This window comes from Prevotella melaninogenica, from assembly GCF_018128065.1.
Classification (GTDB): Bacteria; Bacteroidota; Bacteroidia; order Bacteroidales; family Bacteroidaceae; genus Prevotella.
On record NZ_CP072359.1, the window covers coordinates 676,755 to 702,562 of the forward strand.

At 42.3% G+C, this 25,808-nt stretch carries 18 protein-coding genes and 4 pseudogenes; 10 read left to right on the forward strand and 12 right to left on the reverse strand.

What is annotated here, in order from left to right:
• From J5A56_RS02755 to J5A56_RS02770, 5 genes and pseudogenes are all read left to right on the forward strand, one after another.
• Positions 1-2,013, forward strand: a complete 2,013-nt coding sequence (locus tag J5A56_RS02755; RefSeq protein ID WP_021670414.1) for a fructose-bisphosphatase class III — start codon at positions 1-3, stop codon at positions 2,011-2,013.
• Positions 2,014-3,334: 1,321 nt separating this feature from the next.
• A pseudogene (locus J5A56_RS13895) lies at positions 3,335-3,789 on the forward strand (Abi family protein); the annotation flags it as partial.
• Positions 3,790-3,885: 96 nt separating this feature from the next.
• Positions 3,886-4,089, forward strand: a complete 204-nt coding sequence (locus J5A56_RS13900) for a hypothetical protein (RefSeq protein WP_432757714.1) — start codon at positions 3,886-3,888, stop codon at positions 4,087-4,089.
• Between the two features lie 658 nt (positions 4,090-4,747).
• Positions 4,748-5,963 (forward strand): annotated as a pseudogene (locus J5A56_RS02765) (tyrosine-type recombinase/integrase).
• Between the two features lie 123 nt (positions 5,964-6,086).
• A complete protein-coding gene (locus tag J5A56_RS02770; protein ID WP_036919057.1) occupies positions 6,087-7,265 on the forward strand; it encodes a site-specific integrase in 1,179 nt (392 codons plus the stop codon).
• Positions 7,266-7,361: 96 nt separating this feature from the next.
• On the opposite strand, the gene J5A56_RS02775 is transcribed toward J5A56_RS02770, so the two are convergent.
• The 6 genes from J5A56_RS02775 to J5A56_RS02800 all read right to left on the reverse strand — a co-directional run bounded on the left by J5A56_RS02775 (position 7,362) and on the right by J5A56_RS02800 (position 10,772).
• A complete protein-coding gene (locus J5A56_RS02775) occupies positions 7,362-8,063 on the reverse strand; it encodes an MjaI family restriction endonuclease (RefSeq protein WP_021671087.1) in 702 nt (233 codons plus the stop codon).
• Position 8,064: 1 nt separating this feature from the next.
• Entirely contained in the window at positions 8,065-8,412 is a 348-nt protein-coding gene (locus J5A56_RS02780; RefSeq protein WP_021671086.1) for a hypothetical protein, read from the reverse strand.
• On the reverse strand, positions 8,412-9,704 hold the full coding sequence (locus J5A56_RS02785; protein ID WP_021671085.1) for a DNA methyltransferase: 1,293 nt from the start codon (positions 9,702-9,704) through the stop codon (positions 8,412-8,414). The genes J5A56_RS02780 and J5A56_RS02785 overlap by 1 nt, the downstream gene beginning before the upstream one ends.
• Before the next feature lie 30 nt (positions 9,705-9,734).
• A complete protein-coding gene (locus J5A56_RS02790; RefSeq protein ID WP_021671084.1) occupies positions 9,735-9,938 on the reverse strand; it encodes a hypothetical protein in 204 nt (67 codons plus the stop codon).
• Positions 9,939-10,203: 265 nt separating this feature from the next.
• Complete coding sequence (locus J5A56_RS02795) at positions 10,204-10,491, reverse strand: helix-turn-helix domain-containing protein (RefSeq protein WP_036919049.1); 288 nt, start codon at positions 10,489-10,491, stop codon at positions 10,204-10,206.
• 14 nt (positions 10,492-10,505) lie between these two features.
• Positions 10,506-10,772: a helix-turn-helix domain-containing protein gene (locus J5A56_RS02800; protein WP_081691266.1), complete on the reverse strand. Its 267-nt coding sequence runs from the start codon at positions 10,770-10,772 to the stop codon at positions 10,506-10,508.
• A 479-nt stretch (positions 10,773-11,251) separates the two neighbouring features.
• Here J5A56_RS02800 and J5A56_RS02805 point away from each other — a divergent pair, with 479 nt between their 5' ends.
• The 4 genes and pseudogenes from J5A56_RS02805 (at position 11,252) to mobV (ending at position 15,321) form a co-directional block, all read left to right on the forward strand.
• Positions 11,252-12,469 (forward strand): VapE domain-containing protein, encoded by a 1,218-nt coding sequence (locus J5A56_RS02805; protein WP_021671080.1) that lies wholly within the window; start codon positions 11,252-11,254, stop codon positions 12,467-12,469.
• 326 nt (positions 12,470-12,795) lie between these two features.
• Entirely contained in the window at positions 12,796-13,737 is a 942-nt protein-coding gene (locus J5A56_RS02810) for a toprim domain-containing protein (RefSeq protein ID WP_036919041.1), read from the forward strand.
• 46 nt (positions 13,738-13,783) lie between these two features.
• Positions 13,784-14,005 (forward strand): hypothetical protein, encoded by a 222-nt coding sequence (locus tag J5A56_RS02815; RefSeq protein WP_249112055.1) that lies wholly within the window; start codon positions 13,784-13,786, stop codon positions 14,003-14,005.
• A 64-nt stretch (positions 14,006-14,069) separates the two neighbouring features.
• Positions 14,070-15,321, forward strand: a pseudogene (gene mobV / locus J5A56_RS02820) (MobV family relaxase).
• Between the two features lie 20 nt (positions 15,322-15,341).
• Here the strand turns inward: mobV and J5A56_RS02825 are convergent.
• Positions 15,342-17,222: an IS1634 family transposase gene (locus J5A56_RS02825; RefSeq protein WP_211815491.1), complete on the reverse strand. Its 1,881-nt coding sequence runs from the start codon at positions 17,220-17,222 to the stop codon at positions 15,342-15,344.
• Between the two features lie 751 nt (positions 17,223-17,973).
• Here J5A56_RS02825 and J5A56_RS02830 point away from each other — a divergent pair.
• Positions 17,974-20,642 (forward strand): annotated as a pseudogene (locus tag J5A56_RS02830) (glycoside hydrolase family 2 TIM barrel-domain containing protein).
• A 548-nt stretch (positions 20,643-21,190) separates the two neighbouring features.
• Here the strand turns inward: J5A56_RS02830 and nqrF are convergent.
• The 5 genes from nqrF to J5A56_RS02855 are packed head-to-tail and all read right to left on the reverse strand — an operon-like array spanning position 21,191 to position 25,636.
• Positions 21,191-22,459 carry an NADH:ubiquinone reductase (Na(+)-transporting) subunit F gene (gene nqrF / locus J5A56_RS02835; RefSeq protein WP_021670849.1) on the reverse strand — a complete coding sequence of 423 codons (1,269 nt, stop codon included), beginning with the start codon at positions 22,457-22,459 and terminating at the stop codon, positions 21,191-21,193.
• Positions 22,460-22,466: 7 nt separating this feature from the next.
• The gene (nqrE, locus tag J5A56_RS02840; protein WP_021670848.1) at positions 22,467-23,093 is read right to left on the reverse strand and encodes an NADH:ubiquinone reductase (Na(+)-transporting) subunit E; all 627 of its coding nucleotides are present in this window, start codon (positions 23,091-23,093) and stop codon (positions 22,467-22,469) included.
• A 2-nt stretch (positions 23,094-23,095) separates the two neighbouring features.
• Entirely contained in the window at positions 23,096-23,725 is a 630-nt protein-coding gene (locus tag J5A56_RS02845; protein ID WP_021670847.1) for an NADH:ubiquinone reductase (Na(+)-transporting) subunit D, read from the reverse strand.
• A 28-nt stretch (positions 23,726-23,753) separates the two neighbouring features.
• Complete coding sequence (gene nqrC / locus J5A56_RS02850; RefSeq protein ID WP_021670846.1) at positions 23,754-24,467, reverse strand: NADH:ubiquinone reductase (Na(+)-transporting) subunit C; 714 nt, start codon at positions 24,465-24,467, stop codon at positions 23,754-23,756.
• A 17-nt stretch (positions 24,468-24,484) separates the two neighbouring features.
• Positions 24,485-25,636 carry an NADH:ubiquinone reductase (Na(+)-transporting) subunit B gene (locus J5A56_RS02855; RefSeq protein WP_021670845.1) on the reverse strand — a complete coding sequence of 384 codons (1,152 nt, stop codon included), beginning with the start codon at positions 25,634-25,636 and terminating at the stop codon, positions 24,485-24,487.
• Positions 25,637-25,808 lie beyond the last annotated feature (172 nt).

Sequence of the window (25,808 nt, forward strand, 5' to 3'; positions counted from 1 at the left end):
ATGGCAAAAAAGAAATACGATTTAAAAAAGGATGAACGATATCTACGACTATTAGCAACATCGTTCCCAAATATTGCTGACGCTGCAACTGAGATTATAAACCTTGAGGCTATCGCACACCTCCCAAAGGGTACAGAACACTTCCTTGCCGACATTCATGGTGAGTATCAAGCATTCCAGCACGTGCTTAAAAATGCCTCTGGTAATATCAAAAGAAAGGTTAATGAGCTCTTCGGTGAAAGACTTAGAAACATCGAAAAGCGAGAGCTTTGTACACTGATATATTATCCAGAACAGAAGTTAGAACTCGTCAAGAAAGAGGAAAAAGATATCAAAGACTGGTATCATATCACCATACACCGACTCATTGAGGTATGCCGTGATGTGTCCAGCAAATATACACGCTCAAAGGTTCGGAAGTCTTTGCCCGCTGACTTCTCTTATATCATTCAAGAGTTGTTGCACGAACATGCTGACGATAAGGATAAAACCGACTATGTAAGTGCTATTATCAAGACGATTATCTCTACTGGACGGGCTGATGACTTCATTATTGCTATCTGTGAGGTAATCCAGCGATTAGTCATCGACCAGCTGCATATCTTAGGTGACGTGTACGACCGTGGACCGGGTGCACACATCGTTATGGATACCTTAAAGAACTATCATAACTGGGATATCACATGGGGAAACCATGATATTCTATGGATGGGAGCCTGCGCTGGTAATGATGCTTGTATCTGTAATGTTATTCGCATAGCCCTGCGTTATGCCAATATGGCTACTATTGAGGATGGATATGGCATCAACCTTATTCAGTTGGCTACCTTTGCGATGGACGTGTATGGTGATGACCCATGCGAGGAGTTTATGCCAAAGGTATCGAAAGACAACCCACTCGATGAGCGGAGCAAGGCACTGACAGCGCAGATGCACAAGGCTATCAGTATTCTTCAGTTCAAACTCGAATCACAGATGATTAGCCGTCATCCACTTTGGAAGATGGACGACCGCCGTCTGCTTAAAGCAATCGACTATAAAAAAGGAACGATTGTTGTCGATGGCAAGGAATACAAGATGCGTTCATGCAACTTCCCAACCATTGATCCAAAGAATCCAGAGCAGCTTACAGAGGCTGAGCAGGCACTCATCGATCGTCTTCATCAGTCGTTTACTGGCAGTGAGAAGTTGCGTAGTCATATCCGTTCTCTACTCCGCCATGGCTGTATGTATAACGTCTTCAACCATAATCTCCTTTATCATGCCTCTATCCCACTCACAAAAGAGGGCAAACTAAAAGAGGTTGAGATTGGTCCTGGTGTGAAGTTGAAGGGTAAGGAGTTGCTTTATCAGACTGGTATGAAGATTCGTTCTGCCTTCCAGACAAACAACGAACTGCAGACAGAAGAAGAACGTCAAGATGCTATCGACTTCTTCCTCTTCCTATGGTGCGGACCTGATAGTCCACTCTTCGACAAAGCAAAGATGGCAACGTTCGAACGCTACTTCATTGCAGACAAGGAAACGCACCATGAAGAGAAAGGTTACTATTTCAGTATGCGCGACAATGAAGAGATTGCGGATATGATTTTAGACGAGTTCGATGTGCCACAACCTAACCGTCACATCATCAATGGTCACGTTCCCGTCCACGTCGCTAAAGGTGAGAACCCAATTAAGGCAAATGGCAAACTGATGGTGATTGATGGCGGTTTCTCACAAGCTTACCACAAGGAAACGGGTATCGCTGGTTACACCCTCGTCTATCACTCACGTGGTTTCCAGCTCGTACAGCATGAGCCTTTCACATCAACAGAAGATGCTATCAAGCGAGGTACTGACATTGTTTCAACCATTCAGATTGTTGAGATGAACCAACAGCGGCTGCGTGTTGAGGACACCGACAAGGGTGCAGAACTACGGTTGCAGATTGAAGCACTCAAAGAACTTCTCTATGCTTACCGTTGCGGTTTCCTTACTGAACATGAACGTAAAACGCCACCAAAGGCATAAACAACATAAAAGGGATGTGTCTATGACACATCCCTTTTTCGTTTATAGCACTTGATTTGTAAAGACAATTAGACACTTGGAAATTTGAAGTTGGAAATTTGAAGTTGGAAGTTGGAAGTTTGAGGTTGGAAGATTGATTATTAAACTTTGAAATATTATTACAAAACAATCGCTTCAAAAACTTGAAAAACACAGAAAAACGAGCATTTTTATTACACCGGCAAGTATCTTATAATCAATTAGTTGTGAAACGGCGTAACAAGAGATGCTCAATTGAACGCTTAAAGGGCGTTAGTAAGAGGCTTAAAGGGCATCTTTTACAAGCCAATTGGGCGTCTTTTCAAAGCTAAAAGAGCATCAACGATTTTTCATCTAACGAATTTTCTTTACAGAATCTAAACACTAAACAAGAATAACACATAGAAACAATAGGGACTTATTACAGTTTTGCTACTATTATCAGGCTTTATAAATAAAATTAATTATCTTTGCCTTGAAAGAAAATTCAGCTTTGACAAAAAAGAACATTCAGTTTTGATAAATACGAAGATAAGAATTTTTGCTTAATGGTAAATACATGAGTGCAGAATATAAAGAAGTCTTATGTAAAAGTTCTCCAGAAATAAAAGGTTTAAAATTGAAAGGAGGTGGTTCACAATTTATAACCAATAGCCAAATAAAAGTCAACCGACTCATTCATTTGGAAACTGGAAAAACAATTCAATTTAGTCACTGATATTTATGAAAAAAAATAAAATCAAAAAGGAGTTTCTACACAAACTGGAGTTTTTCTATAGAAATTTGGGTAGCATTTGGTCTGTAGAAGACTTTACAAACGATAGAAATGTTCAGAGTCTCTTAAAAGATTATTTATTGGTTCTTGAAGAAAAGGGTATCGTAAAAATTATCGAAGACAACAAGTTTAAAATAACGAATTTGCCATCGAGTATAATGTCTTGTCAGTCTAATAACAGAACTAAAGAATGATAAACTTGAAAACTGGAGAAGTCATAAACTTTAAATAACACATGAGTTATGGAACGTACGCACTAAACAAACACCTTTTTTTCTACAAAAAGCTTGTATTATCCAATTAATATTTATACTTTTGTATTGCTAGAACCCGCCAAGCCTCTCAACGATGCTCAAATGTGCGGGTCGTTTTTTATACTATATGTCAAACACAATACCTTTCGGCAAAGGATATACATCACCTCACGACCTCGTTTCTTTGCTACAATTAAGAGGTCTTTCTATTTCCGATACTTTGAAGGCAGAGCATTACTTAGAGCATATCGGTTATTATCGTCTGTCTGCTTATATGTACCCATTACTCAAGATACCAAAAGAAAATCATTTGTACAAGCAAGGTGCAACATTCAGCAAAGTAATGATGCTATATCGATTTGACAAGAAGTTGCGTCTTTTTCTATTCAACGAACTTGAAAAAATAGAAGTCGCTATTCGCTGTGCAATTGTCAACATAGGCTGTTCTATTACAGGAAATCCTTTCTGGATGACAGATTCTGCAAACTTTGTCAACTTGCCCAAGTTTCATAAAACAATGAACTTGATAAATCAGGAGCTTTACAAATCAAAAGAAGACTTCATCATCCATTTTAAGAAAACATATTCTGACCCATACCCACCAGCATGGATTGTTTCAGAGGTACTTCCATTTGGAATCATCACAAACATATACAACAATATCAAGGACAAGAAAATCAAGAAAAAATCTCCCAATCATTTGGACTACAAATAGCACCTTTCCAATCTTGGTTGACCATTGTAACTCTGACAAGAAATACATGTTGCCACCACTCACGTGTATGGAACAAGCAAAATACAATCCGTCCGATGTCCCCTAAAAAGATGACCTATCCTTGGATTACACTTCAGACGGATCCTCTTCGTGTATACTATAATATATGTATCATCAAGTATTTCTTGGATATCATTTCTCCAAATAATGATATGCTCCAAAAGATGAAGACACTTTTTGCAAATTACCCTGAAATAGATTTGAATGCACTTGGCTTCCCACAAGAGTGGGAAAGTGAACCACTTTGGAGATAACTAATATAGTCAAATATTATTGAATGTACACAATGTACAGAATATTTTAATGTACATATTTTTATATCGTGCAAATACACGATTTAGCAATTAGACACTTGGAAGTTGGAAGTTGGAAGGTTGAGGTTGGAAGTTTGAGGTTGGAAAATTGATTATTAAACTTTGAAATATTATTACAAAACAATCGCTTCAAAAACTTGAAAAACACAGAAAAACGAGCATTTTTATTACACCGGCAAGTATCTTATAATCAATCAGTTGTGAAACGGCGTAACAAGAGATGCTCAATTGAACGCTTAAAGGGCGTTAGTAAGAGGCTTAAAGGGCATCTTTTGCAAGCGAAGAAGAACTATTCGAGGAAAGGACATTATAGAGAGGATGAGAGGTAAGTAGATGGAAATGAGAGGAATTTACGCTATATCTCTATGGTTTGCGTATTGAGATAAAGAGCAGAATATGTGGATTTATGCAGAAGTTCCGTTACCAAACCGTTAGTCCATTCCTCGAATGGTAACGAAGAGGTAGGAGAAGGTAATCGACAGAAGAGTATTCGGTAACTCATTTTTCTGCGATTACGGTTCTTATGCTCTGTACCACAATGTTTTGCGTAGCTGAAAACGCTTCAAAATCAGGTAAGTTTGCCCATAAAAAGAAGCGTATGGAAAAAGACAAAATGAAGGTTGTGCTCTACCTGAAAAAGAGCGGATTGGACAAGTCGGGGCAAGCTCCGATCATGGGTCGGATAACCTACGAGCGAACTATAGCCCAATTTAGTTGTAAGCTCTCGTGTGATCCCAAGTTGTGGAACGCTCGTGAGAGCAGATTGAATGGCAAGAGCCGTGAAGCAGTGGCAACGAATGGCAAGTTGGAACGCTTGCTTCTCTCGGTACAGTCAGCTTATCGAGTCCTTTGCGAGCGAGGAAAAGTCTTTACGGCAACTGATATCAAAGAGCAGTTCCAAGGAAATATGCAAACTCAAATCACCTTTTTGGAACGATACAACCGAATGGTTGAAGATATGGCACAAAAGGTAGGCATCGAAATAAAGGCAGCGTCTTTGAATAGTTACTATACTATTCGCAAGCATCTGCAAGCCTTTATAGGGGAGAAGTACCACACGACAGATATTTCTTTCGGACAAATGGAAGAAGATTTCTTGGAGTGCTTGCAACATTACTCTGTCGGAAAGTTGAGACATTCGCAAGGTTATTATCGTAAGATGGCTTTGGCGGTTAAGAAAGCCTGTCGCTTGGCGTATCATGAGGGCTTGACAGAGCGACAACTGTTTGCTCACATACAAGAATAAACAACCTCGTGCATTGGACAGAGCTTCATTGGATAAGTTGCAAGCCTTGACCTTTGAGCCGTATGAAGTGGAGTTGGAAACCGCACGCAATCTCTTTCTCTTTTCTTGCTTTACGGGCGTAGCCTATTGTGATATGGTTGTTCTTAATCAAGAACACCTCTTTACGGACGATGAGGGGGCGTTGTGGTTGAAGTTCCGCAGACAAAAGACCAATATACTTTGCCGTGTGAAGCTCCTATCCGAAGCGGTGCGTTTGATAGAGCGGTATCAGTCTGAGGAGCGTAGCACGCTCTTTGCTCCCATAGCCTATTCGGCTTACCTTGTTCAGCTCAAAGCTCTGCAACTTCGGGCGAGTATCTCCATCCCCCTTTCGGCACACGTTGGTCGCCACACCTTTGCGACGTTGATTACTTTGGAACGAGGGGTTCCCATCGAAACGGTGAGCCGAATGTTGGGGCATAGCAATATCCAAACGACCGAGCGATACGCCCACGTTACCCCGAAGAAGCTCTTCAACGAGTTCGAGCGATTTCTCTCTTTCACCGAAGATTTACAACTCTCTTTGTGACATTCAAAAATATGCTCTCAAAAGCACCTAAGCTTTTCCGAGAAAGCAATAAAGCTTTTGCCCAAAAGTTTAGGAGCCTTGGGGCAAAAAGTAATTACCATTTACATAGCACATGAAAAGATTATGCGCAGTACATTCAAAATCTTATTTTATATCAATAAGAACAAGACTAAAGCAGACGGTACAACGACAATCCTTTGTCGCATCACCATTGATGGCTCAAACGTGGTAATAACCACAGGCGAAAGCACAATTCCTCACGATTGGAGCGTGAAGCGAGGGGAAACAACGGACAAGAAGACCAACCAACGCCTGCAAACCTTTCGGGAGGAAATCGAACAAGGGTACAATACCTTGCTCTACAAATATGGAGCAGTGAGTGCCGAGCTTCTGAAGAACCACCTGCAAGGCATCGGGAGAACTCCAACGACACTTCTTGCCCTTAGTGGGGAAGAACTCAAAGCCCAACGAGAAAGCAAGAGCGAGGGAACGTATAGCAACAATCGGTATTCCGACAGGCTACTAAACGCCTTTGTGCGAAGTCGTGGCGAGGAAGATATTTCTCTAACGACTCTTACGATAGGCTTCTTTGATGATTACCGTTTCTATTTGAAGAAAGAGGGCTATGCCCCTGCAACGATAAACAGGCATTTGTGTTGGTTGAGTCGGTTGATGTATCGAGCCGTCAGTCAGGGGACAATCCGCTTCAATCCGTTTGAGGAGGTGAAGTATGAAGCCGTGGAGCGTAAGCCTCGTTTCCTGAGCAAGGGCGATGTGGCAAAGCTCTTGGCATTCCCGTTGCAGGAGGAAGGGGCGGAACTGAGCCAAAGAATGTTTCTTTTCTCCGTCTTTACGGGTTTGGCTTTTGCCGACTTGCAGAGCCTGCGAGCTTCGCAAATCGAAACGAACAGCGAGGGGAAGCGGTATGTCCGCAAGGCAAGACAGAAAACGGAAGTGGAGAGTTTGATACCCCTGCATCCGATAGCGGAGCAGATACTTTCACTTTACACGAAAGAGAATAGCAAAGGAGATTACAAGATATTTCCCGATACTGTGAGCAAGGGAAAACTGATTGACTGCCTTAAAGCCGTAGGCTTGGCGTGTGGCATTCGTACTCCGCTGACCTACCATATCGGGAGGCATTCGTTCGGCACGCTGACGTTGGAAGCAGGCATTCCGATAGAGAGCATTGCCAAGATGATGAGACATTCATCCATTGCCAGCACGCAAATCTACGCCCAAATCACCGACCAGAAGATTTCCTCGGATATGGAGAGGCTGATGCAACAAAGAGATGTGTAGATATGATATAAAAACAAGCTTATTCCATTGCAGGGACAAGCTTGTTTCTATATTAGACAGGTGGTGTAAATTGAACCGATAGGGAATATGATTTTTTTATTGTTTTAATCGTTCTATTTCATTTTTTATTTCGTTGACAACTTGTTTGTTTGCTATTTCTCCATCTAAACTGAAAACGATAAAGACCTTACCTCCAAAGTCTTTATTGAAGTTATCAAAACTTGCCTTCATCCTTTCCGATACGGAGTAATTGCCAAAATTTGATTGAGCTGTAACTGGTTTGATTTGAATCCCGAAGGCTTTTTCTTCTGTTACATATCCAAGGTAGTCAATATCGCCAGCATGGTCTAATTCCTCTGGACTCTCTTCGAAGCGGATATCTGGAAAGACTTTGACCAAACCATCATTTACTACTGATTTTTCTCTCAAATAACCATCATAAGTGCGATTAATAGTTAAATTATAGATGTAGTCGTAACAATCCTGTTTGGTGAGATTGTGAAATGCTTCCTGCCATTCGGGAATAACTACTTCTGTGATCTTTTCATATAATCTTTCTCCTAACTCTTGCAAACTTTCGCGAGTGATTTTGAAGTTATTTTTACCTGCTGTTTTAGCATTATCGAAATACCATTGTTCCCATTCCTCAATTGTACTAGGTTGGCATTCTCTAATGAGAGCCATTACAGCACCAACCTTATTGGGTCTTGAAAGTTGATATGTCTGAGTGGCATAATTCAGAACTTTCTCTTTTTTGCCAAACTCCATTGAATACCTTTTAATTTCCTTTTTAGCCATTTTATCGCACGTTCAAATCTGTTTTTGAAGTAGTATTATTGGGGTTTATAGAGTTCCAACTATTCATCATATTTCTTCTCCGCTCTAATATATTATTTGCTCTACTTTCCAAGGAATCGAGATTTTCTTCAAGTTCTGACAAATTTCCAATCAAGTAAAATCCTCGACTATTACTTCCAATAAGTTCATTTTGTGCTATGGCTTCTCTAATAACATTACGCATTTCTACTTCTACTCCGCCATCAGAGATTCCAAAATGAATAGCCAAATCTGTGGCAGTAATAGGATTGGCTTTACTAGTATGATTGTTTTGTCTTAGGTATTGAACCAATTGTTGAATTGTAATCATTATTTTTGATTTAAGAGGTTGAAAAATTTTGTCTTGTACTTAAAGTGTCGTGAATCATCTACCAATGCCAATTTTTCTTTTAGTAGATGCGCATTGATAAAGGTCTTGTTTTTAAGATAGAGATAAACCATTAGGTTGTTTTCTTGGTCATATTTGACTTCATCGTATCTTAGAAACACTTGTTTCCCCTGAAGTTTATTAGCTAAATACTCAATAGCTTTTCCATTTATTGCTGGATTTTGTTTGATGCCTATCAAACGGACTGTCAAATCATTATTGAGCAGTAGTAGTTCGGGGCTGATTATTGCTTTTACAGAAAAGAAATCCTCACGTTTCCCAGTACTGTTTGCATCTATCTTAGAGCCATATTGCAATTTCTTAATATCTATTTTTTTTTCTAACTTGTGTATATCTACAAAACGATAAGGCAATTCACTGATTTGCTCTTCAAAATCTACAATAGCTGCTGGCTGCTTGAAAACCTCAAATTCTACTTTTGTAAAGGCATCATGTATCCTAATTTTGTCCTTGATAATTGGGATGAAATCTTGGTTAATCTCATATCCGATAGAGGATCTATCCAAGTTTTTTGCAGCCAAGGCAGTTGTGCCACTCCCTAAAAAAGGATCCAATACTGTCTCTCCTGTAAATGAAAACATCTTGATTAACCGATGTGGCAACTCTTCTGGAAACATAGCTAAATGTTTATCCTGTTTTGCTCCCGAGAAATACCAATGTCCATTGAAGTAGGTATTCCATTCTTTATTGGTCATTGTTGATTTTTCTTTCTGTTCTTTACTAGGCTTTGGAGCATTTCCCTGTTTTTTAAATAACAAGATATACTCAAAATCCAACTTTACAATTCCGTTTCTGGGATTGGGATAACTTCCCATAATGCTTGCTCCTCCAGAAGTGTTCATCGTTGTTGTTTTTTGCCAAATAATTTGCCCCATAAAGTCAAACCCAATCATTTCACAAAACTTAATGATTTCCGTATGAATGGGAATAACTTTGTAGCGTCCATAATATGTTGAACGAGCAAATTGGTCGCCTATATTAATGCAGAGACGACAGCCTTTATGGAGAACTCTGAAACATTCTTTCCAAACCAAATTCAAATGGTTAATATAGGTTTCGTATTCATCGTGAAAACCAATCTGATTATTTGTGCCATAATCTTTCAACTGCCAATAAGGAGGAGACGTCACTATCAAATGAACGCTCTCGTTAGGGAGTTCGTTCATCTGTCGGCTATCGCCATTTATTATTATATGTTTACTCTTGTATGCCATTTATCTATCTTTTAATTCTCGAAATATTAGTTAAATATATCCTTCTTCATTTTTATTAAATGGATTAAAGGTAGTCTTCACCGCTTGAAACTCCGTCTTCATGGACTTTGGTGTTGGTTTTGTGGTGCCTTTCTTGGCTTGGGGGTTATGTCGCTCGTAGGTCACGACGGTAAGCGTAGTAGGACTACTTGTACAGTCTTTCCAACCAGAGACAACATTTATCTTGCATTCCATAAAACTGAATTTAAATAGTTAATTTGCCATAATTCAATAGTGTTTCCTCCTTTGTATTCTCTCTCGAAGTCGGAGGATTTCGCTCACGGGAGAGATTTCTTGAACCAATAACGCAAATGTACTTGATTTATTGCGAAAAGATAGCGAGTAATCAGCAAAAAGATACCGAGCGATGGCGAGATTGCTCGGTATCTTTTGGATGACCATTCGGCAGGCTCTTTCTGTGTGGTTGCCAAACGGCAGGAAAACGCTTCTTGCAAATGCTTTATCTCCGATAGTTCTCTTGCAGTAGTCGGTTGATGTCGGAGAGACGATAGAGTATTTTCCCTGCGATTTGGGTGTAAGGAATAATGCCCTTGTCCCGATAGTCTTGCAAGGTGCGAGGGCTGATGAAAAGGTGTTCGCAAACCTCTCGCCCAGTAAGGTAGATTTCTCCCCCGAAGAGTGGACGGTGCGTTTGGGCAATCTCCCGAATACGCTTGCTTACTTCTTGAATGCCCGAAATGAGCTGTTTCATTTCGGGCGTTTCTCTGTTTACAATCTCGTGTTCCATAGTCATTGTATTTTTCAGTTCGACTTTTCAAGGAGTGCTTCCATATCCTCACGTTTGTAATAGCACTTATGCCCGATTTGAATAAAGGGCAGCACGGACGTGTCCCGATAGTGCTGGAGTGTCCGTTTGCTGATGTTCAGTATTCGGCACACGTCCCCATTGTGCAACAGGTCGGGGACTTCGGGCTTCGTGCCAAAGTGTTCTCGCATACAAAGAGCCAACTCTTCGATGCTCTTTTTCAGTTCCTCCCAAGCAGAGGTGTCGATGGCGGTAAATCTCATATCAATATCGTTTTAATTGTCATTTTTACTTCGTTCGGTGCAAATGTACGCAGGCGAAATCCTTGTCCCAAGCCTCGATGAAATCAAGGGAAACAAAAGGAAGTCGCAGGTAAATGTACAAGAGAACAGCACCTATTTCTCCCACTTTTTCCTAAGTGCGTACTTGTGACTCTGATATAGATAGAAGTGGCTCTCTTACCAATGAACACACCCGCCCCTTTCTCTCTCGAAGAAAAAGTGTGCAGACGTTGGCAATCCGATGAAGTCGCTTACTAAGCCGTTCTCCTCTCTGTTTTTGCTTTTTGAACGGGTTCGCTCTGATTTCTCCCTTTTATCTCGCCCATTTTCGGAGCATTTTTGTGTTCCCCGAAGCAACAGCCTCGCAAACCTTGGCATTGTGAGTTCGGCTCACTAATTTGGTTTCAGCATCCGTTTTCGGATGAAAGTTCAAAACCAAGCAAATAGAAGAAGTACAAACAATGAAAAAAGAAGAGCATGACACCCCATCCAAGAACGCTCAAATAGAAGAGTTCCTTTCGGCTCGGTATGAGTTTCGATACAACACCGTGTTGCACCGAGCAGAGTACCGTCCACGAGAAACGGGCGATTATACAGCCATAGACCGCTACCGCATCAATACCCTCAAAAGAGCCTTGGACAAGGAAGCCGATGTACAGACCTCACCCGAGAACTTGTACAGCATCATCGAAAGCGATTTCTCCCCACGTGTCAATCCCGTACAAGCCTATTTCCAAGCGTTACCGCTGACGAAAGGGAATGCGGAAGCTATCACCGCCCTTGCCGACTGTGTGAGCGTAGCCAATCCTGAGAAATGGAGGGAATACCTCACCAAGTGGCTGGTTGCAGTGGTCGCCAATGCGATGGACGACAGGCAGTGTCGTAACCACACCTGCCTTGTACTGACAGGTGAGCAAGGGAAATTCAAAACCACATTTCTTGACCTGCTCTGCCCACCTGCACTGTCAGACTATCAATATACGGGAAAGATATATCCGCAGGAAAAGGATGTGCTGAGCCTTATCGGTCAAAACCTCATCATCAATATTGATGACCAGCTCAAAGCCCTCAACAAACGAGACGAGAACGAACTGAAGAACCTGATTACCTGCCCACAGGTGAAGTACCGTATGCCTTATGAGAAACACATCGAAGAGCGACCGCACTTGGCAAATTTCGTGGCATCGGTCAATGGCAATGATTTCCTCACCGACCCGACAGGAAGCAGACGCTTCCTCCCTTTTGAGGTGCTGGCGATAGAGATAGACAGAGCCAAGAGCATTCCGATGGATGCCGTTTACAGCGAAGCCAAGACACGTTTGAATGAAGGGTTTCGCTATTGGTTCAATGATGAAGAAATTATTGAATTGCATAGAAACAGCGAAGCCTTCCAAGCCTATACGACAGAGATGGAACTGTTGCTCCGCTATTTTACCTTTCCCACGGAGGCAGAGACGGCAACGAAACGCTTCTATATGACCAATTCGGAGATAGTAGGTTACCTCTCCTGCTATACCCGACAATCCCTCTCTCCCAAGCGGATGGGCGAAGCCTTGCGAAAGGCAGGCTATACGAGAGAGTGTCGCAGGATAAACGGCAACCCCGTATATGTCTATGCCGTCCGTAAGCTTTACCCCGAGCACCGCCATAGCACCCTGTTGTTACCAACCTCTTTGTAATACTCCTTTCTCTTTTCTTTCCTATTCTCCTTACTACGTTACTACAACTAAGGATAATACAGTGAAAGAGAAAGGATTGCAGGAGGTGTCCATCTTGCGAAACGGCTTACTACCATCTTTCTACGCTTCTACGGCAGAATGAATGAGAAAAGGTGTAGACAGGAGACGTAGAAGGATAAAACCGAATGAAGTGTTACACTTTTCTCTTTCACTGTCAATCTCTTATCTGAATGTAGAAGAGTAGTAAGATAAAAAGAGGAAAATTCCCAAAAGAGAAAACAGAGCGAATAATGAATATGAATAATCCCAATCCAACGATAACAGCAATGAACAACGAATATTACGACTTACAAAACATCAAAGCGATACCGATAGCCGACTACCTGCACGCTTGCGGTATCGAGCCAGCCAAGCGTTACAACGGCTATGCCCTCTATCACGCACCCTACCGAGAAGATCCCAATGCCAGCCTGAAAGTGGACTTTCGACAAAACCTGTGGCACGACTATGGCACGAGCCAAGGTGGAAGCATCATCGACCTTGTAATGCGTATGCGTGGGTACAGTGTCTACGAAGCAATGGTACATCTTGCCGAAGGCAAAGCACAAATCCTCACACCCTCTTCCTTTCATCGTGAAGCTCACATAGAGCAGAAAAGGAAAGAACAGCGACCAAATAATACAAGGCGTATTCTCTCCATTAGTGAAGAATTGCCTCTGCATCTGCAAAACTATCTCCGAGAAGTACGCAAGATAGATCTTGCCGTGGCAAGCCCTTATCTCCGCCACGTTCGCTACGAGGTAGGAGGACGAGAGTACTCCGCCATCGGTTTTGCTAATCGTGCAGGAGGGTATGAGCTTCGGGACGACAAAACATTCAAGGGAACGATTGCCCCGAAGGATATATCTGTGATTGCAGGAAAAGCGAACAACGCCTCTCATTGCCTCTTCGAGGGCTTTATCGATTTCCTTTCTCTTCTCACAATGAAAGGGAAAGAAATCGCTCCCTGCCTTGTACTGAACTCAGTCAGTAATCTTTCACGAGCCATTGCCTATCTTCACGAGAACGACATTGACTCCGTTCGGGCTTTCTTTGACAACGACCCAGCAGGACGACAAACCCTCCAATCTTTACAATCAGCAGGTATCAACGTGGAAGATATGAGCCGACACTATTCCCGATATAAAGACCTCAACGACTATCACGTCGCCCAAAGAACAGAACTAAAGCAGGTGATACCACATCGCAAACGAGGACTTAGACGATAAGGCAAAAGAAAGCAAATAACATTATTCTATCATCAGGCATTCAAAGATGCAGGAAATAAAATGTATGCGAATAAACGGCTTTGTTTCGATAGCTACGGCAGTTCCTCAGAACAGCAAGTTTGCAGAGCCAAACTTAGAAACAAAGCGTGCAGGCATTCACAGAATGCAACGCAACAAGAAAGAAGTACGAGCAGGGCGGAGCGGACATTTCGAGAAATGCCATAGCTCATTAGGGTATTTTCTTCACGCTGCACTTCGTTATCGCTAAAAATACCCTCCTGAGCCAAGGGATTTCGCCCCCTTTGGATACCCCTTAAAGCAATATTCATCTTATGGGCTACGCCGTATTACATATAGACAAGGCGAGAAGCAACGACTCGGGAAATACCGCTCATATAGCGCGGACATATACCCCGAGTAACGTCGATCCTTCTCGCACGCACCTGAACAGGGAATTGGTGCAATTCCTCGCAAATGTAACCAACCGTAGCGATGCGATAGAGCATCGCATCGCCACGGCCGATATCTACCGAAAGGTTGCAAAGAACCAAGTCAAAGCCTTGCGCTTTATTCTGTCAAGTTCACCAAAGGATATGGCTTGCATAGAGCAGGAAGGAGGCCTGTACGAGTGGTGTGATGAATCGATGGATTGGCTTCGCTCCACTTTCGGGGCGGACAACGTAGTCGCAGCGACACTCCACACCGACGAGGAGACTCCGCATATTCACGCCACAGTCGTCCCCATTGTCACGGGAGAAAGACGGAAAGCCAAGGAGGAAGCCGAAAATGGCAAGCGGAAGTATAAGACGAAGAAGAACAAAGTACGGCTTTGTGCCGATGATGTGCTTACGCCTAAGAAGCTGGAGCAGTATCAGACGGACTATGCCAAGCGGATGCAACGATTCGGATTGGAACGGGGCGTACACGGCTCGGAAGCCAAGCACCGCACCACGATGGAGTATTACAAGGAAATACTCAAATCCATGAAAGAGAAGGAAGCTCAAAAGGCGGAACTCACAGCCAAGATAAAGGAGCTGGAAAGCAGGCAGGCAAGCTCCGAATGAAAGGCACGCTGTACTCCCTCTTTGGCAACTCCGAACTCGACAAGGCGGAGAAGCGTATTGCAGACTTGGAGCAGGAAGCCGAACGGCAACAGTATCTTTCGGAAAAGGAGAAAAACGAAATCCGAAAGGAAGTCGTTCTCTTGCAGGACACGGTCAAGGGAAGGGACAGAGCCATTGCCGAATTGAAAGAAACCGTGCAGGTTTATGAGGAAGAGCGGAATTGGATAAAACATTTCTTCAGTGGGTTCTATCAACTGCTGAACATTCGTCTGATGCTCCGAAAGATGGATTTCTCTGACGACAGAATAGCGGAGATGTATCGCACGGAGACTCCCCGCGAGGAACGGCTAAAGCCTATTCGGGATTATACAAGAGAGAATTTACGGAAGAGGACAGTGAAATCCGTATCACCAAGGACGAGAAGAAGCGACCACTCCTAACTATCAATGGGATTCCCATAACTGATTGGTGTGAACTGAACCCAAGTTTAACCCCCACATTCGCCTATTTCTTGCAGTGACCGTACTTTCCTCGTTTTTCTTATGGGCTCTGTGTCCTACAAATTTTATTCTTTTTGTATGGTGAGTGTTTTAAGTTCAACTTATCGTATATCTGTTTTGCTTGCTTCGAAGGACTACTACATTGGCGCATCTCGATAGTTTCACCTAATGGATTCTTCCCTTTTGTTGTGACGAGCTTTTGGGTGCTCATACGTCGTACAATCTCGGTCCAGTAACAGGATTCTCCTTCTCGTTTTAATTGACAACGGATGGTGTTTACCACCCAATAGGCTAATAAACCGAAGAAGAGGTGTGCGTCGCTTCTCTCATCTTTCTGATGATAGATAGGACGGAGGTTGAGATCATTCTTTAGTTGCCTGTTCGTGCATTCTATCTCACGAATGAGATTGTAGTATTCCCATGTCATGCGCTCATCAAGTGTCCTGACATTGCTGCGGAGGAAGTATACTCCGTGACCAGATTCCATTGCGGAGAGGTCTTTTATCTCCCAGTCTATGCGCAGCATCTGCTTGGGTTTCTTCTCATCTTTTATGTAGCTTATCTGATAGAACTTCGCTATAGATGGGTACTTCTGTATGGCACGTTCTGTACGTTCAACAACCTTTTCATAGGTTTTCGTTCCACCTTTCTTGGAGATTCCATCGTTTATTCTCTGCAGTTCCATCTCAAAACGCTCTCTCCAGACCCTGTTCATGGACGACTCTGTCATAGCTTTCGAAGGAGATGTTATTTCGAGATAATAATCCTTGTCATCCTCTGTCTTAACCTCTTTCAGCGTTATCTTCTGCCGACGGGCATCCATTACCGTAACACTCCTATTATCATCACTGAGCGTATAGTCCTTCATTTTCGTACGAGATACGCAGAGATAATTGTAACCTTTTCTTTTAATCAGCTCCAAGTTCTCTTCCGTGGCAACACCTGCATCCATGACAACGAGCGTATCCTTTGTCCGTGATGGCTTCCTCTTTGCCAGCGTGTCAATCATATCGGGCAGAGACTTGGGGTCTGCTGTATTACCCTCCAAGATAGAAGAATAACGTATAAAACCTTCTTTATTGATACATAGTGCAAGTACAAGTAGCTTACAGTCAGAGCGTTTTTCTTTTGACCGGCCGAACTTGGCCTTGTTGCTGTTACGCTTGCTGCCCTCGAAATAGAAGTTGGTTAAGTCGAAGAGCATCAACTTGTTGTCTATCTTAAAGAGGTCGTCAGTAACGTTGCACAGATGACGCTCTAACTGTTCCTTTAGTTCATATAATTTGTCAGTGACTTTATACAGAGAATTGATTCCTGGTGTCCAGCCAGGAACTCCACTATAAAGTTCACCAGCAGCTGAGTTATCGCGCAAATAATAATAAGACGAACGTTCAGAAACTGCATATACTGTGCGAACTATCAATGCTGACAAAGCCGTGTGTATCGTATTCTCCGTCCAGCCATTTCTGCGCAGGAAACCCTCTAATTGCAGCTTGTCTATCGTCTGCTTGCAGAGCCACTCAGCACCGACATTCCTTGCGTCAGTATATTTTGCCGTCTCAAGGTCAACGTAGTTCTCATATTTTCTCAGCGACTTCTGCTCTTCCTTGTTAAACCTATCGATTCCACCTTCTTTCTCCATACGGCTCCACCATTCGTCAGCCTTTGCCTGTTCAATAGGAGTAAGTCCGTCAAGATGTTCCTTGAAAAGCGAGGGTGTACTTCTGTTTTTGAAGCGTTCGGTAAGTGCGTATGCAATTTTTCGAACCTGTACGGCAGTAAGTGAAGGTTCAAAACCGATGTTCAACAAAATTAGCGAATGTACATGACCCTGCACGTCACGATATGACTCCTTGATGCGATAATAAGGAGCCATGTCGCCTGTTGCAGGGTTGAATCGTGTCTGTACATTTGCGTGCATGAGTGCAAAGTAACAAAATAATTTTGATATGACGGTGTCCTACAAATCAGATTTTACACCTCGTTACAATACCCTATGCTTGATTATCAATCATTTATAAAATTGATACTACACAAAACATCCCGAATATTTATGAAAATATTTTTGCCAGTTAAACTTGGGTGAAATGGAATCAGCTCATCAACCGTAACCGCTCTCAACGACTGTAAAACCGAAATACACTTTCTCTTTCATCGTAATATTTCAGCCTTGACAAAACTTTTAAGAAGAAAATCACGCAAGAACGCTCATTTTCACTCGCAAATGTGTACCTTTGCAAGTGAAAATGAGCGTTCTTTGGCTATTCAAAACAATGTGCCTCAAAGCACTCCGCTCATTTCCAAATCGTTACCTATTCATCTATCCTAAAACGGTAACACTCTATTATCCAATGAGATAGTTCAGAGCCGAAAAATTCAATTGGGCGTCTTTTCAAAGCCAAAAGAGCATCAACTACTTTTAATCTTCTGAATTTTCTTTACATTGTTAGAATGCAAAGTAAGAAGAACAGATAAGGACAAGAATAATATGTCATACTTTATTTGTTATTGTTGAATTATTTGAATAAAATTAGTTACCTTTGCGCTATAAGCAAGTTTAGTGTTTAACAAACACATATAAATCTTTTTATCTTACGGTGGGTTCTATGAATTACCACCGAAAGCAAATAGCCTCTTCAAGTCCTTGAAACAATTTATATCACTTATTGATTATGAAAATAAAAATCAAACTATTACTATTGATGTTGTTCTGCTTTACAGTTGGAATAATAAAAGCTGATCATCAGCCGCAATTTTCTACTGCTGGATTCTACGAGTTACCTAATTCGGGCAGAACGGTCTATTCTATGAACCCTGCATGGAGGTTTTACAAAGGAAGTATTACTGGTGCAGAAGCAATTAATTTTGATGATAGCAAATGGAAAGTTGTTTCATTTCCTCACGGATTAGAGTATCTACCAGCGGAAGCCAGTGGAAGCATCAACTATCAAGGTGAGGCATGGTATCGTAAGCATTTCATCCCAAATAATAATTTGAAAGGACAAAAATTGTTTTTGCATTTTGAGGCTATCATGGGCAAAAGCAAAATCTATGTCAATGGAAAACTTTTAGCAGAACATTTCGGGGGTTATTTACCCATAGTAATAGATGTAACAGAGGCTATTCAGTGGAATAAAGAGAATGTTATCGCAGTATGGGCAGACAACAGCAATGACCCAACTTATCCTCTAGGAAAGCCACAGGAAATGCTTGATTTTTGTTATTTTGGTGGTATCTATCGTGACTGCTGGCTCATTGCTCATCACAACGTCTATATCACAGACCCGAATTATGAACAAGAAAAGGCAGGTGGCGGATTATTTGTAGCTTACGATAAAGTTTCAGAGGCTTCAGCTAACATTCTGTTACAAACCCAAGTCCGCAATGATAGTCGTCAGAAATTCCAAGGTTTCATAGAATATGAATTACAACGCCCCGATGGACAACGAGCTGCATTAATAAATACTAAATTACAAATACTCTCAGGTAAAGCCCTAACAACGAAAAACGAAGTAACACTTAAAAAGCCATGGCTGTGGAGTCCTGAACAACCCAATCTCTACAATCTCATAGTCCGTATTCGCAACAATAAAGGACAAGTGGTGGATGGCTACCGCCGCCGCATCGGCATACGTAGTATTGAATTCAAGGGCAAGGATGGTTTTTGGCTTAATGGTAAACCCTATAATGCGCCGCTTATTGGTGCAAACCGCCATCAGGACTATGCCATTATTGGCAATGCTGTATCAAATGGCTTGCACTGGCGAGATGCTAAAAGCTACGCGATGCAGGACTGAAGGTTATCCGCAATGCCCATTGCCCACAAGACCCAGCCTTTATGGATGCCTGTGATGAATTGGGACTATTCGTTATCGTGAACACACCCGGCTGGCAATTCTGGAACGATAATCCTATCTTTGCCGAGAGAGTTTACAATGACATTCGACAGTTGGTTCGTCGTGACCGTAATCATCCTTGCGTTTGGCTTTGGGAACCCATTCTAAACGAGACTTGGTATCCTGCCGACTTTGCAAAAAGGACTTTAAATATTGTCAGTGAAGAATACCCTTACTCCTATTGCTATTCAGGCTGTGATAGCGAGGCTCGCGGACATGAGATATACCCTGTCCAATTCTGTCATCCATCAAATACTGACAAAGAAGAAGCAAAAACAAATCTTGATCCAAAAGTGACATACTTTACACGTGAGTGGGGTGATAACGTTGATGATTGGAATTCTCATAATTCCCCAAGTCGTGTAGCTCGCAACTGGGGGGAACATGCAATGCTTGTACAAGCACAGCATTATGCTGCTCCCAACTATCCTTATACCAGCTACGATGCGCTCTATCGTACGTCCAAACAACATATAGGAGGCTGTCTATGGCACTCGTTCGACCATCAGCGTGGTTATCATCCGGACCCCTTCTATGGAGGATTAATGGATGCCTTCCGCCAACCAAAGTATTCTTACTATATGTTCAAAGCGCAACGCAGTGCAGCTGTTGAAGATAGATTGTTTGAAACAGGACCGATGGTTTATATAGCGCATGAGATGACACCATTCTCACCTAAAGATGTCACCGTCTATTCTAACTGTGACGAAGTGAGACTCACCTATAATAAAGGTGGAAAAACATGGACTTACGTTCGTCCAAATGACAAAAAGGGTATGCCTTCACCTATTATTACTTTTAAGGATGTCTATGATTTCATGACAGATAAAAACATGTCAAGAAAGAATCAGCAGTCAGATGTTTTCTTACGTGCAGAAGGACTTATTAATGGAAAGGTTGTTGCAACAGATGAGGTTTATCCTGCACGCCGACCCGAGAAACTACTCCTATGGCTTGATCATGAAAATCAAGACATAAAGGCTAATGGCTCTGACGTGGCTACTGTCATTGCTGCTGTTGCTGACAAAAACGGAAATATCAAGCGTCTAAACAATTATAATATCTATTTCCAAATAGAAGGAGAAGGACGTATCATTGGTGATGAAAGTATCGGTGCAAATCCTGCTTCAGTAAAATGGGGTACGGCACCTGTACTCATCCAATCAACAACAAAGTCTGGAAAGATACGTATCATTGCAAGCATTTGGTGGAAAGGCTCACAAATGCCTACCAGTGCAGTACTGGACCTTGAAAGTAAACCTGCAGAACACCCTATGATTTACATGAAAAGTGAAGCTGCACTCATACCAAACCAGACTAATGAACACAGCAACAACGGCAAAAACACCATCGACTTAGAGGCAGAGCTTCGTACTAAAAAAGAAAACGATAAAAAGCTTAAAGAAGTAGAACAACAGCAAACTGACTTTGGAGAAAGAAACTAATCCAATAATAAAAAGGTTTCATCTGATGGATTATTAGATTATTCATCTAAAGCAGAGGGTGTGTCAAGCTGATACATCCTCTTTTTAATTAACAGAACCCACCTTAACTTAATTTCCTGTCACTCCTGTCATTTGTAGTAGACACATAACTTGTTATATCACAGCAAGATATATGAAATGTTAAAAATGACAGCAAACTGAAACAAAAATATTCTCAATTCACAATTCATAATTCATAATTCATAATTCATAATTGTGATTACCATTATTTACTGTGGTTTATCGCAACAAGCACCTCGTTAACTCGTCTACAAAAACTTGTCAACTAAAAACAGGGTATCTCGGTAATCACGGAGGGTGGGTCAAAATGCAAATTAATAACTTGACAACTTTCAAACTATAAGTGTTTTTTCTTAAAGCAAAGAAAAGACCATTTCTTTACTCAAAATCGAGTACAGAAATGGTCTTTTTTAATGAATTGTTTCAAACTGTAAGGTTATCAAAATGGCATTTTCATTTTGACACACCCTCTAAGGAGGGGCTGATTATTATCCGAAGTTATCATACATAATTGCATCCTGGTCAACACCGATGCTGTCAAGATAATCAGTAACGGTCTTGATGAGCATTGGAGGTCCACAGAGGTAGTACTCACAATCCTCTGGTGCCTCGTGATCCTTTAGATACTCATCACGGATGCAGTTTACTGCAAAACCAGTGTAATACTTCACGCCAGCCTCATCAGCCTTAGGGTCTTGACGGTCGAGAGAGAGGTGGAAGTGGAAGTTAGGATATTCCTTCTCCAACTCCCAGAAATCCTCAAGGAAGAACGCCTCACTGAGTGAACGGGCACCATAGAAGAAGTGCATTTCACGGTCGCGAGTGTGGAGGGTCTTCGTCATGTGCATAATCTGTGCACGCAAAGGAGCCATACCAGCACCACCACCAATCCAAATCATCTCCTTACCAGAAGTGAAGTTTGGATGGAAGTCACCATAAGGTCCACTCATCATCACCTTATCGCCCTCTTTGAGAGAGAAGATATAAGTAGAACCTATACCAGTTGGTACGTTCTGGAAACCAACCTGCGGACGTGGCAAGAATGGAGGTGTTGCAATACGAACAGTCAGTGTGATGATATCACCCTCAGCTGGATAGTTCGCCATAGAGTAAGCACGAACAGTTGGCTCTGGGTTCTTTCCCTTCAAAGAAAGAAGGTTAAACTGCTTCCAAGGTCCGAGGTATTCCTCGCCAATATCGTTCTTATCGAAATCCTTGTCATAGTCGATGCAGTCGTAAGCTGGAATAGAAATCTGTGCATAAGAACCCGGAACGAAGTCCATGTGCTCACCCGGAGGTAAGGCAACCTTGAACTCTTTGATAAAGCTTGATACGTTCTTGTTAGAGATAACAGTACACTCCCACTCCTTAACGCCCATAACAGACTCAGGAACCTTGAGTGACATATCACCCTTTACCTTACACTGACATCCCAAACGCCAATGGTCTTTGACATCCTTACGGCTGAAGTGAGGACGCTCAGAGTCGAGAATCTCACCGCCACCTTCTACTACCTGCAGCTTACACTGGCCACAGCTGCCCTTACCACCACAAGCAGAAGGGAGGAACACCCCGTTCTCGTTCAGTGTAGACAATACTGAGCTACCCTGATCAACGGTCATCTCCTTGTCACCGTTAATTGTTATCTTTACCTTTCCGCTTGGGCTGAGATACTTCTTAGACACAAGCAGGAGAATCACCAACACAAGGATGGTGATAAGGAATACCACAATACTTATTGTTATGAATTGTCCCATTGTTTACTTAGATTTTAAGACCTGAGAAGCACATCATTGCCATTGCCATCAGTCCTACTGTAATAAATGTGATGCCAAGACCCTGCAAAGGCTTTGGTACATCAGAATATTCCATCTTCTCACGAATAGCACCCATTGCCACGATAGCCAATGTCCAGCCAAGACCAGAACCTGTACCATAGACAAGTGCATCCCATACACTACCGATATACTGTGTGCTTGCTGGGTCAAGACCAATACGCTGCTGCATAAAGAGTGATGCACCCATGATTGCACAGTTAACGGCAATCAGTGGAAGGAAGATACCCAACGCACCGTAAAGTGAAGGTGAAAACTTCTCAACTGCCATCTCCACAATCTGTACGATACCAGCAATGACAGCAATAAAGAGGATAAAACTAAGATAGGTAAGGTCTACTCCCTCTGCCAGACAGTCAGGTCCGAGAACCTTTGTCAGCAAGAGATAGTTGACTGGTGTAGTAACAAGTAACACGAATGTTACAGCCACACCAAGTCCCAATGACGTCTTCACGCTCTTTGAAACAGCAAGGTATGAACACATACCGAGGAAGAACGCAAATATCATATTGTCCACAAAGATGGACCGGAAGAATAAACTAATAAGATGTTCCATAATTACTTCTTGTCTTCTTTATAGAAATATGCACGATGAATCCAAATAACACAACCAAGGAGGATGAGTGCCATTGCTGGCATTGACATCATTCCGTTATCCATATAACCAGCATCATAGAAGCTCTGTGGGATAATCTTAAAGCCAAGCAATGAGCCACGACCGAAGAATTCACGAACAGCACCTACGATAACAAGAATCAGCGCATAACCGAGTCCGTTACCAATACCATCAAGGAAACTTGGCCAAGGCTTGTTGGTCATAGCGAAAGCCTCAAGACGTCCCATAAGGATACAATTGGTAATAATCAGTCCGACATAGACAGAAAGCTCTACACTCACATCGTAAGCTACGGCCTTAAGCACCTGACTAACAACAGTTACCAAAGCTGCCACAACGACCAACTGCACGATAATACGAATACGGTTAGGAATGGTGTTGCGGATAAGTGAGATAATAACATTAGAGAATGCCGTAATAATAGTAACGGCAAGTCCCATAACAATCGCCGGCTTCAGCTGTGAAGTTACGGCAAGGGCAGAACAGATACCAAGGACCTGAACCAAAATTGGGTTGTCCAGGTTCAGTGGATTACTGAACACCTCTCTATTTTGTTTTGAGAATAAATCCATATTCTTATTGTTCTAAAAGATTAGAATGTTATTTGCTGTTCAGAAATTTAACGTAAGGTTGAAGTCCACCCTTCTTTGTCTGAAGCATCTCTGTCACACCATTACTGGTAAGCGTAGCACCTGTTACGGCATCTACCTGCGTAGATGGGTCTTTGATCTTCTTTTCAACAGCAAGTGCTATATTCTGAGTATCGTTTCCACTAAAGAGATGCTTACCCTTGAACAAATCCTGCCATGCCTTGTTGTCTTTGATTTCAGCACCGAGACCAGCTGTCTCACTCTCGTGGTTGAAGTAAGCACCGAAGACCGTTCGCTTATCACCATTGATAGCGATGAAACCGTTGATAGGACCCCAAAGACCGTTACCATAAACAGGGATAACATACTTATCCTGACCATCTACCTTGCAACGGAACAATGCGAGTTTGCCTTCCTTGGCATCCTTACTATTCAACTTAAAGCCAGCATCAACACCACCTTGCTTTCCAGCCTCAACAACCTTACCGTCAGCATTGATGATATCATCTGCCACGATAATCTTCTTCCAAAGTTTAAGTGCCTCCTCATTGCTCATATCACGATTCTGATTGAGCGCAAAGAGAATCTGCTTCTGCTGATCAAGCTGTACATTAGCATCCTGCATTGGCTTCAATGCTTTGAACACGAATGCAAGCAAAAAGGCTACTATCAGCACGAGGATGGCAGAATAGATAATTGTATAAGAATTACTATTTGTTTTCATTTCTTCGTCCTCCTTATTTATTTAGCACGCTTTGCGCGCTTGCTGATGTTTGACTGAACTACACAGTAGTCAATGAGTGGAGCAAACATATTACCAAAGAGGATGGCGAGCATCATACCCTCTGGATAACCTGGGTTCATCACACGGATAATAATTGCCATCGCACCAATAAAGAAACCATATACCCACTTACCTGTCTCTGTACGTGCTGATGTCACTGGGTCGGTTGCCATGAAGACTGCACCGAAGCAGAAACCACCTAAGACGAGGTGTTCATACCACTGAATTGGTGTTGCACCCGTTGAATGGAAGATAAGTCCCATCACGGTACCACCGAGGAATACGCTCAACATTGTCTTCCAGCTGGCGATGTTCGTCCAAAGAAGGATAACAGCACCGATAGCGATAGCGATAACTGATGTCTCACCAACAGAGCCTGGGATAAGACCAACTATCATATCGCATACAGAAGTATTCACTGTTGTTCCCTGCGCTATCTCGCCCAATGGGGTTGCCATTGTGAAACCGTCAGGCAGGTTATAGCCAAGACCGCAGATTGAATTATGTGCTACCCAGATGCTATCACCTGTCATCTTACTTGGATAAGAGAAGAAGAGGAAGGCACGTGCAGCCAAAGCAACGTTAAAGAGGTTCATACCTGTTCCACCGAAGATTTCCTTCGTAAAGATTACCGCAAAGGCTACTGCAAGCACGAGTATCCAAAGTGGTGTGGTCACAGGGATAATCAATGGAATCAGAATACCTGATACAAGGTAACCTTCCTGTATCTCCTCACCCTTCATCTGTGCCCAAGCAAACTCAATGCCTAAGCCGACAATGTAGGACACGAGGATATTTGGCAACAGCGCAAGCAGACCATAAAGGAACATACCCCAGCAAGTAGCATCAGCCAACTTGCCAGCTGCTAAGGCATTCTGATAACCGATATTATACATACCGAAGAGCATAGCAGGTACTACTGCCAGTACGACTATACTCATAATTCGCTTCGAATCAATTGCGTCGTGGATAGAAGTTCCGCTCTTTGATGTCTCATTAGGAACATAAAGGAACGTCTCGAAACCATCGTAGACACTCTTGAAAGCGTGAAGCTTTCCGCCCTTTTCAAAGTTCGGGCGTATCTTATCGAGATAATTTCTTAAACTCATATTACTTTTATTATAGGGTTCTTAAAGTCCAAAGTTTCTGTTTCCAGAATGGTTACAAAGGCTTTGTAATGTTATTACAAGCCCTTTGTACAACTATTACAAAGCGTTTGTAATACGTCGAAAAGGCATTGGCAACATTCTTGCAGGTCCATAACCGATTGTTGACTGACTG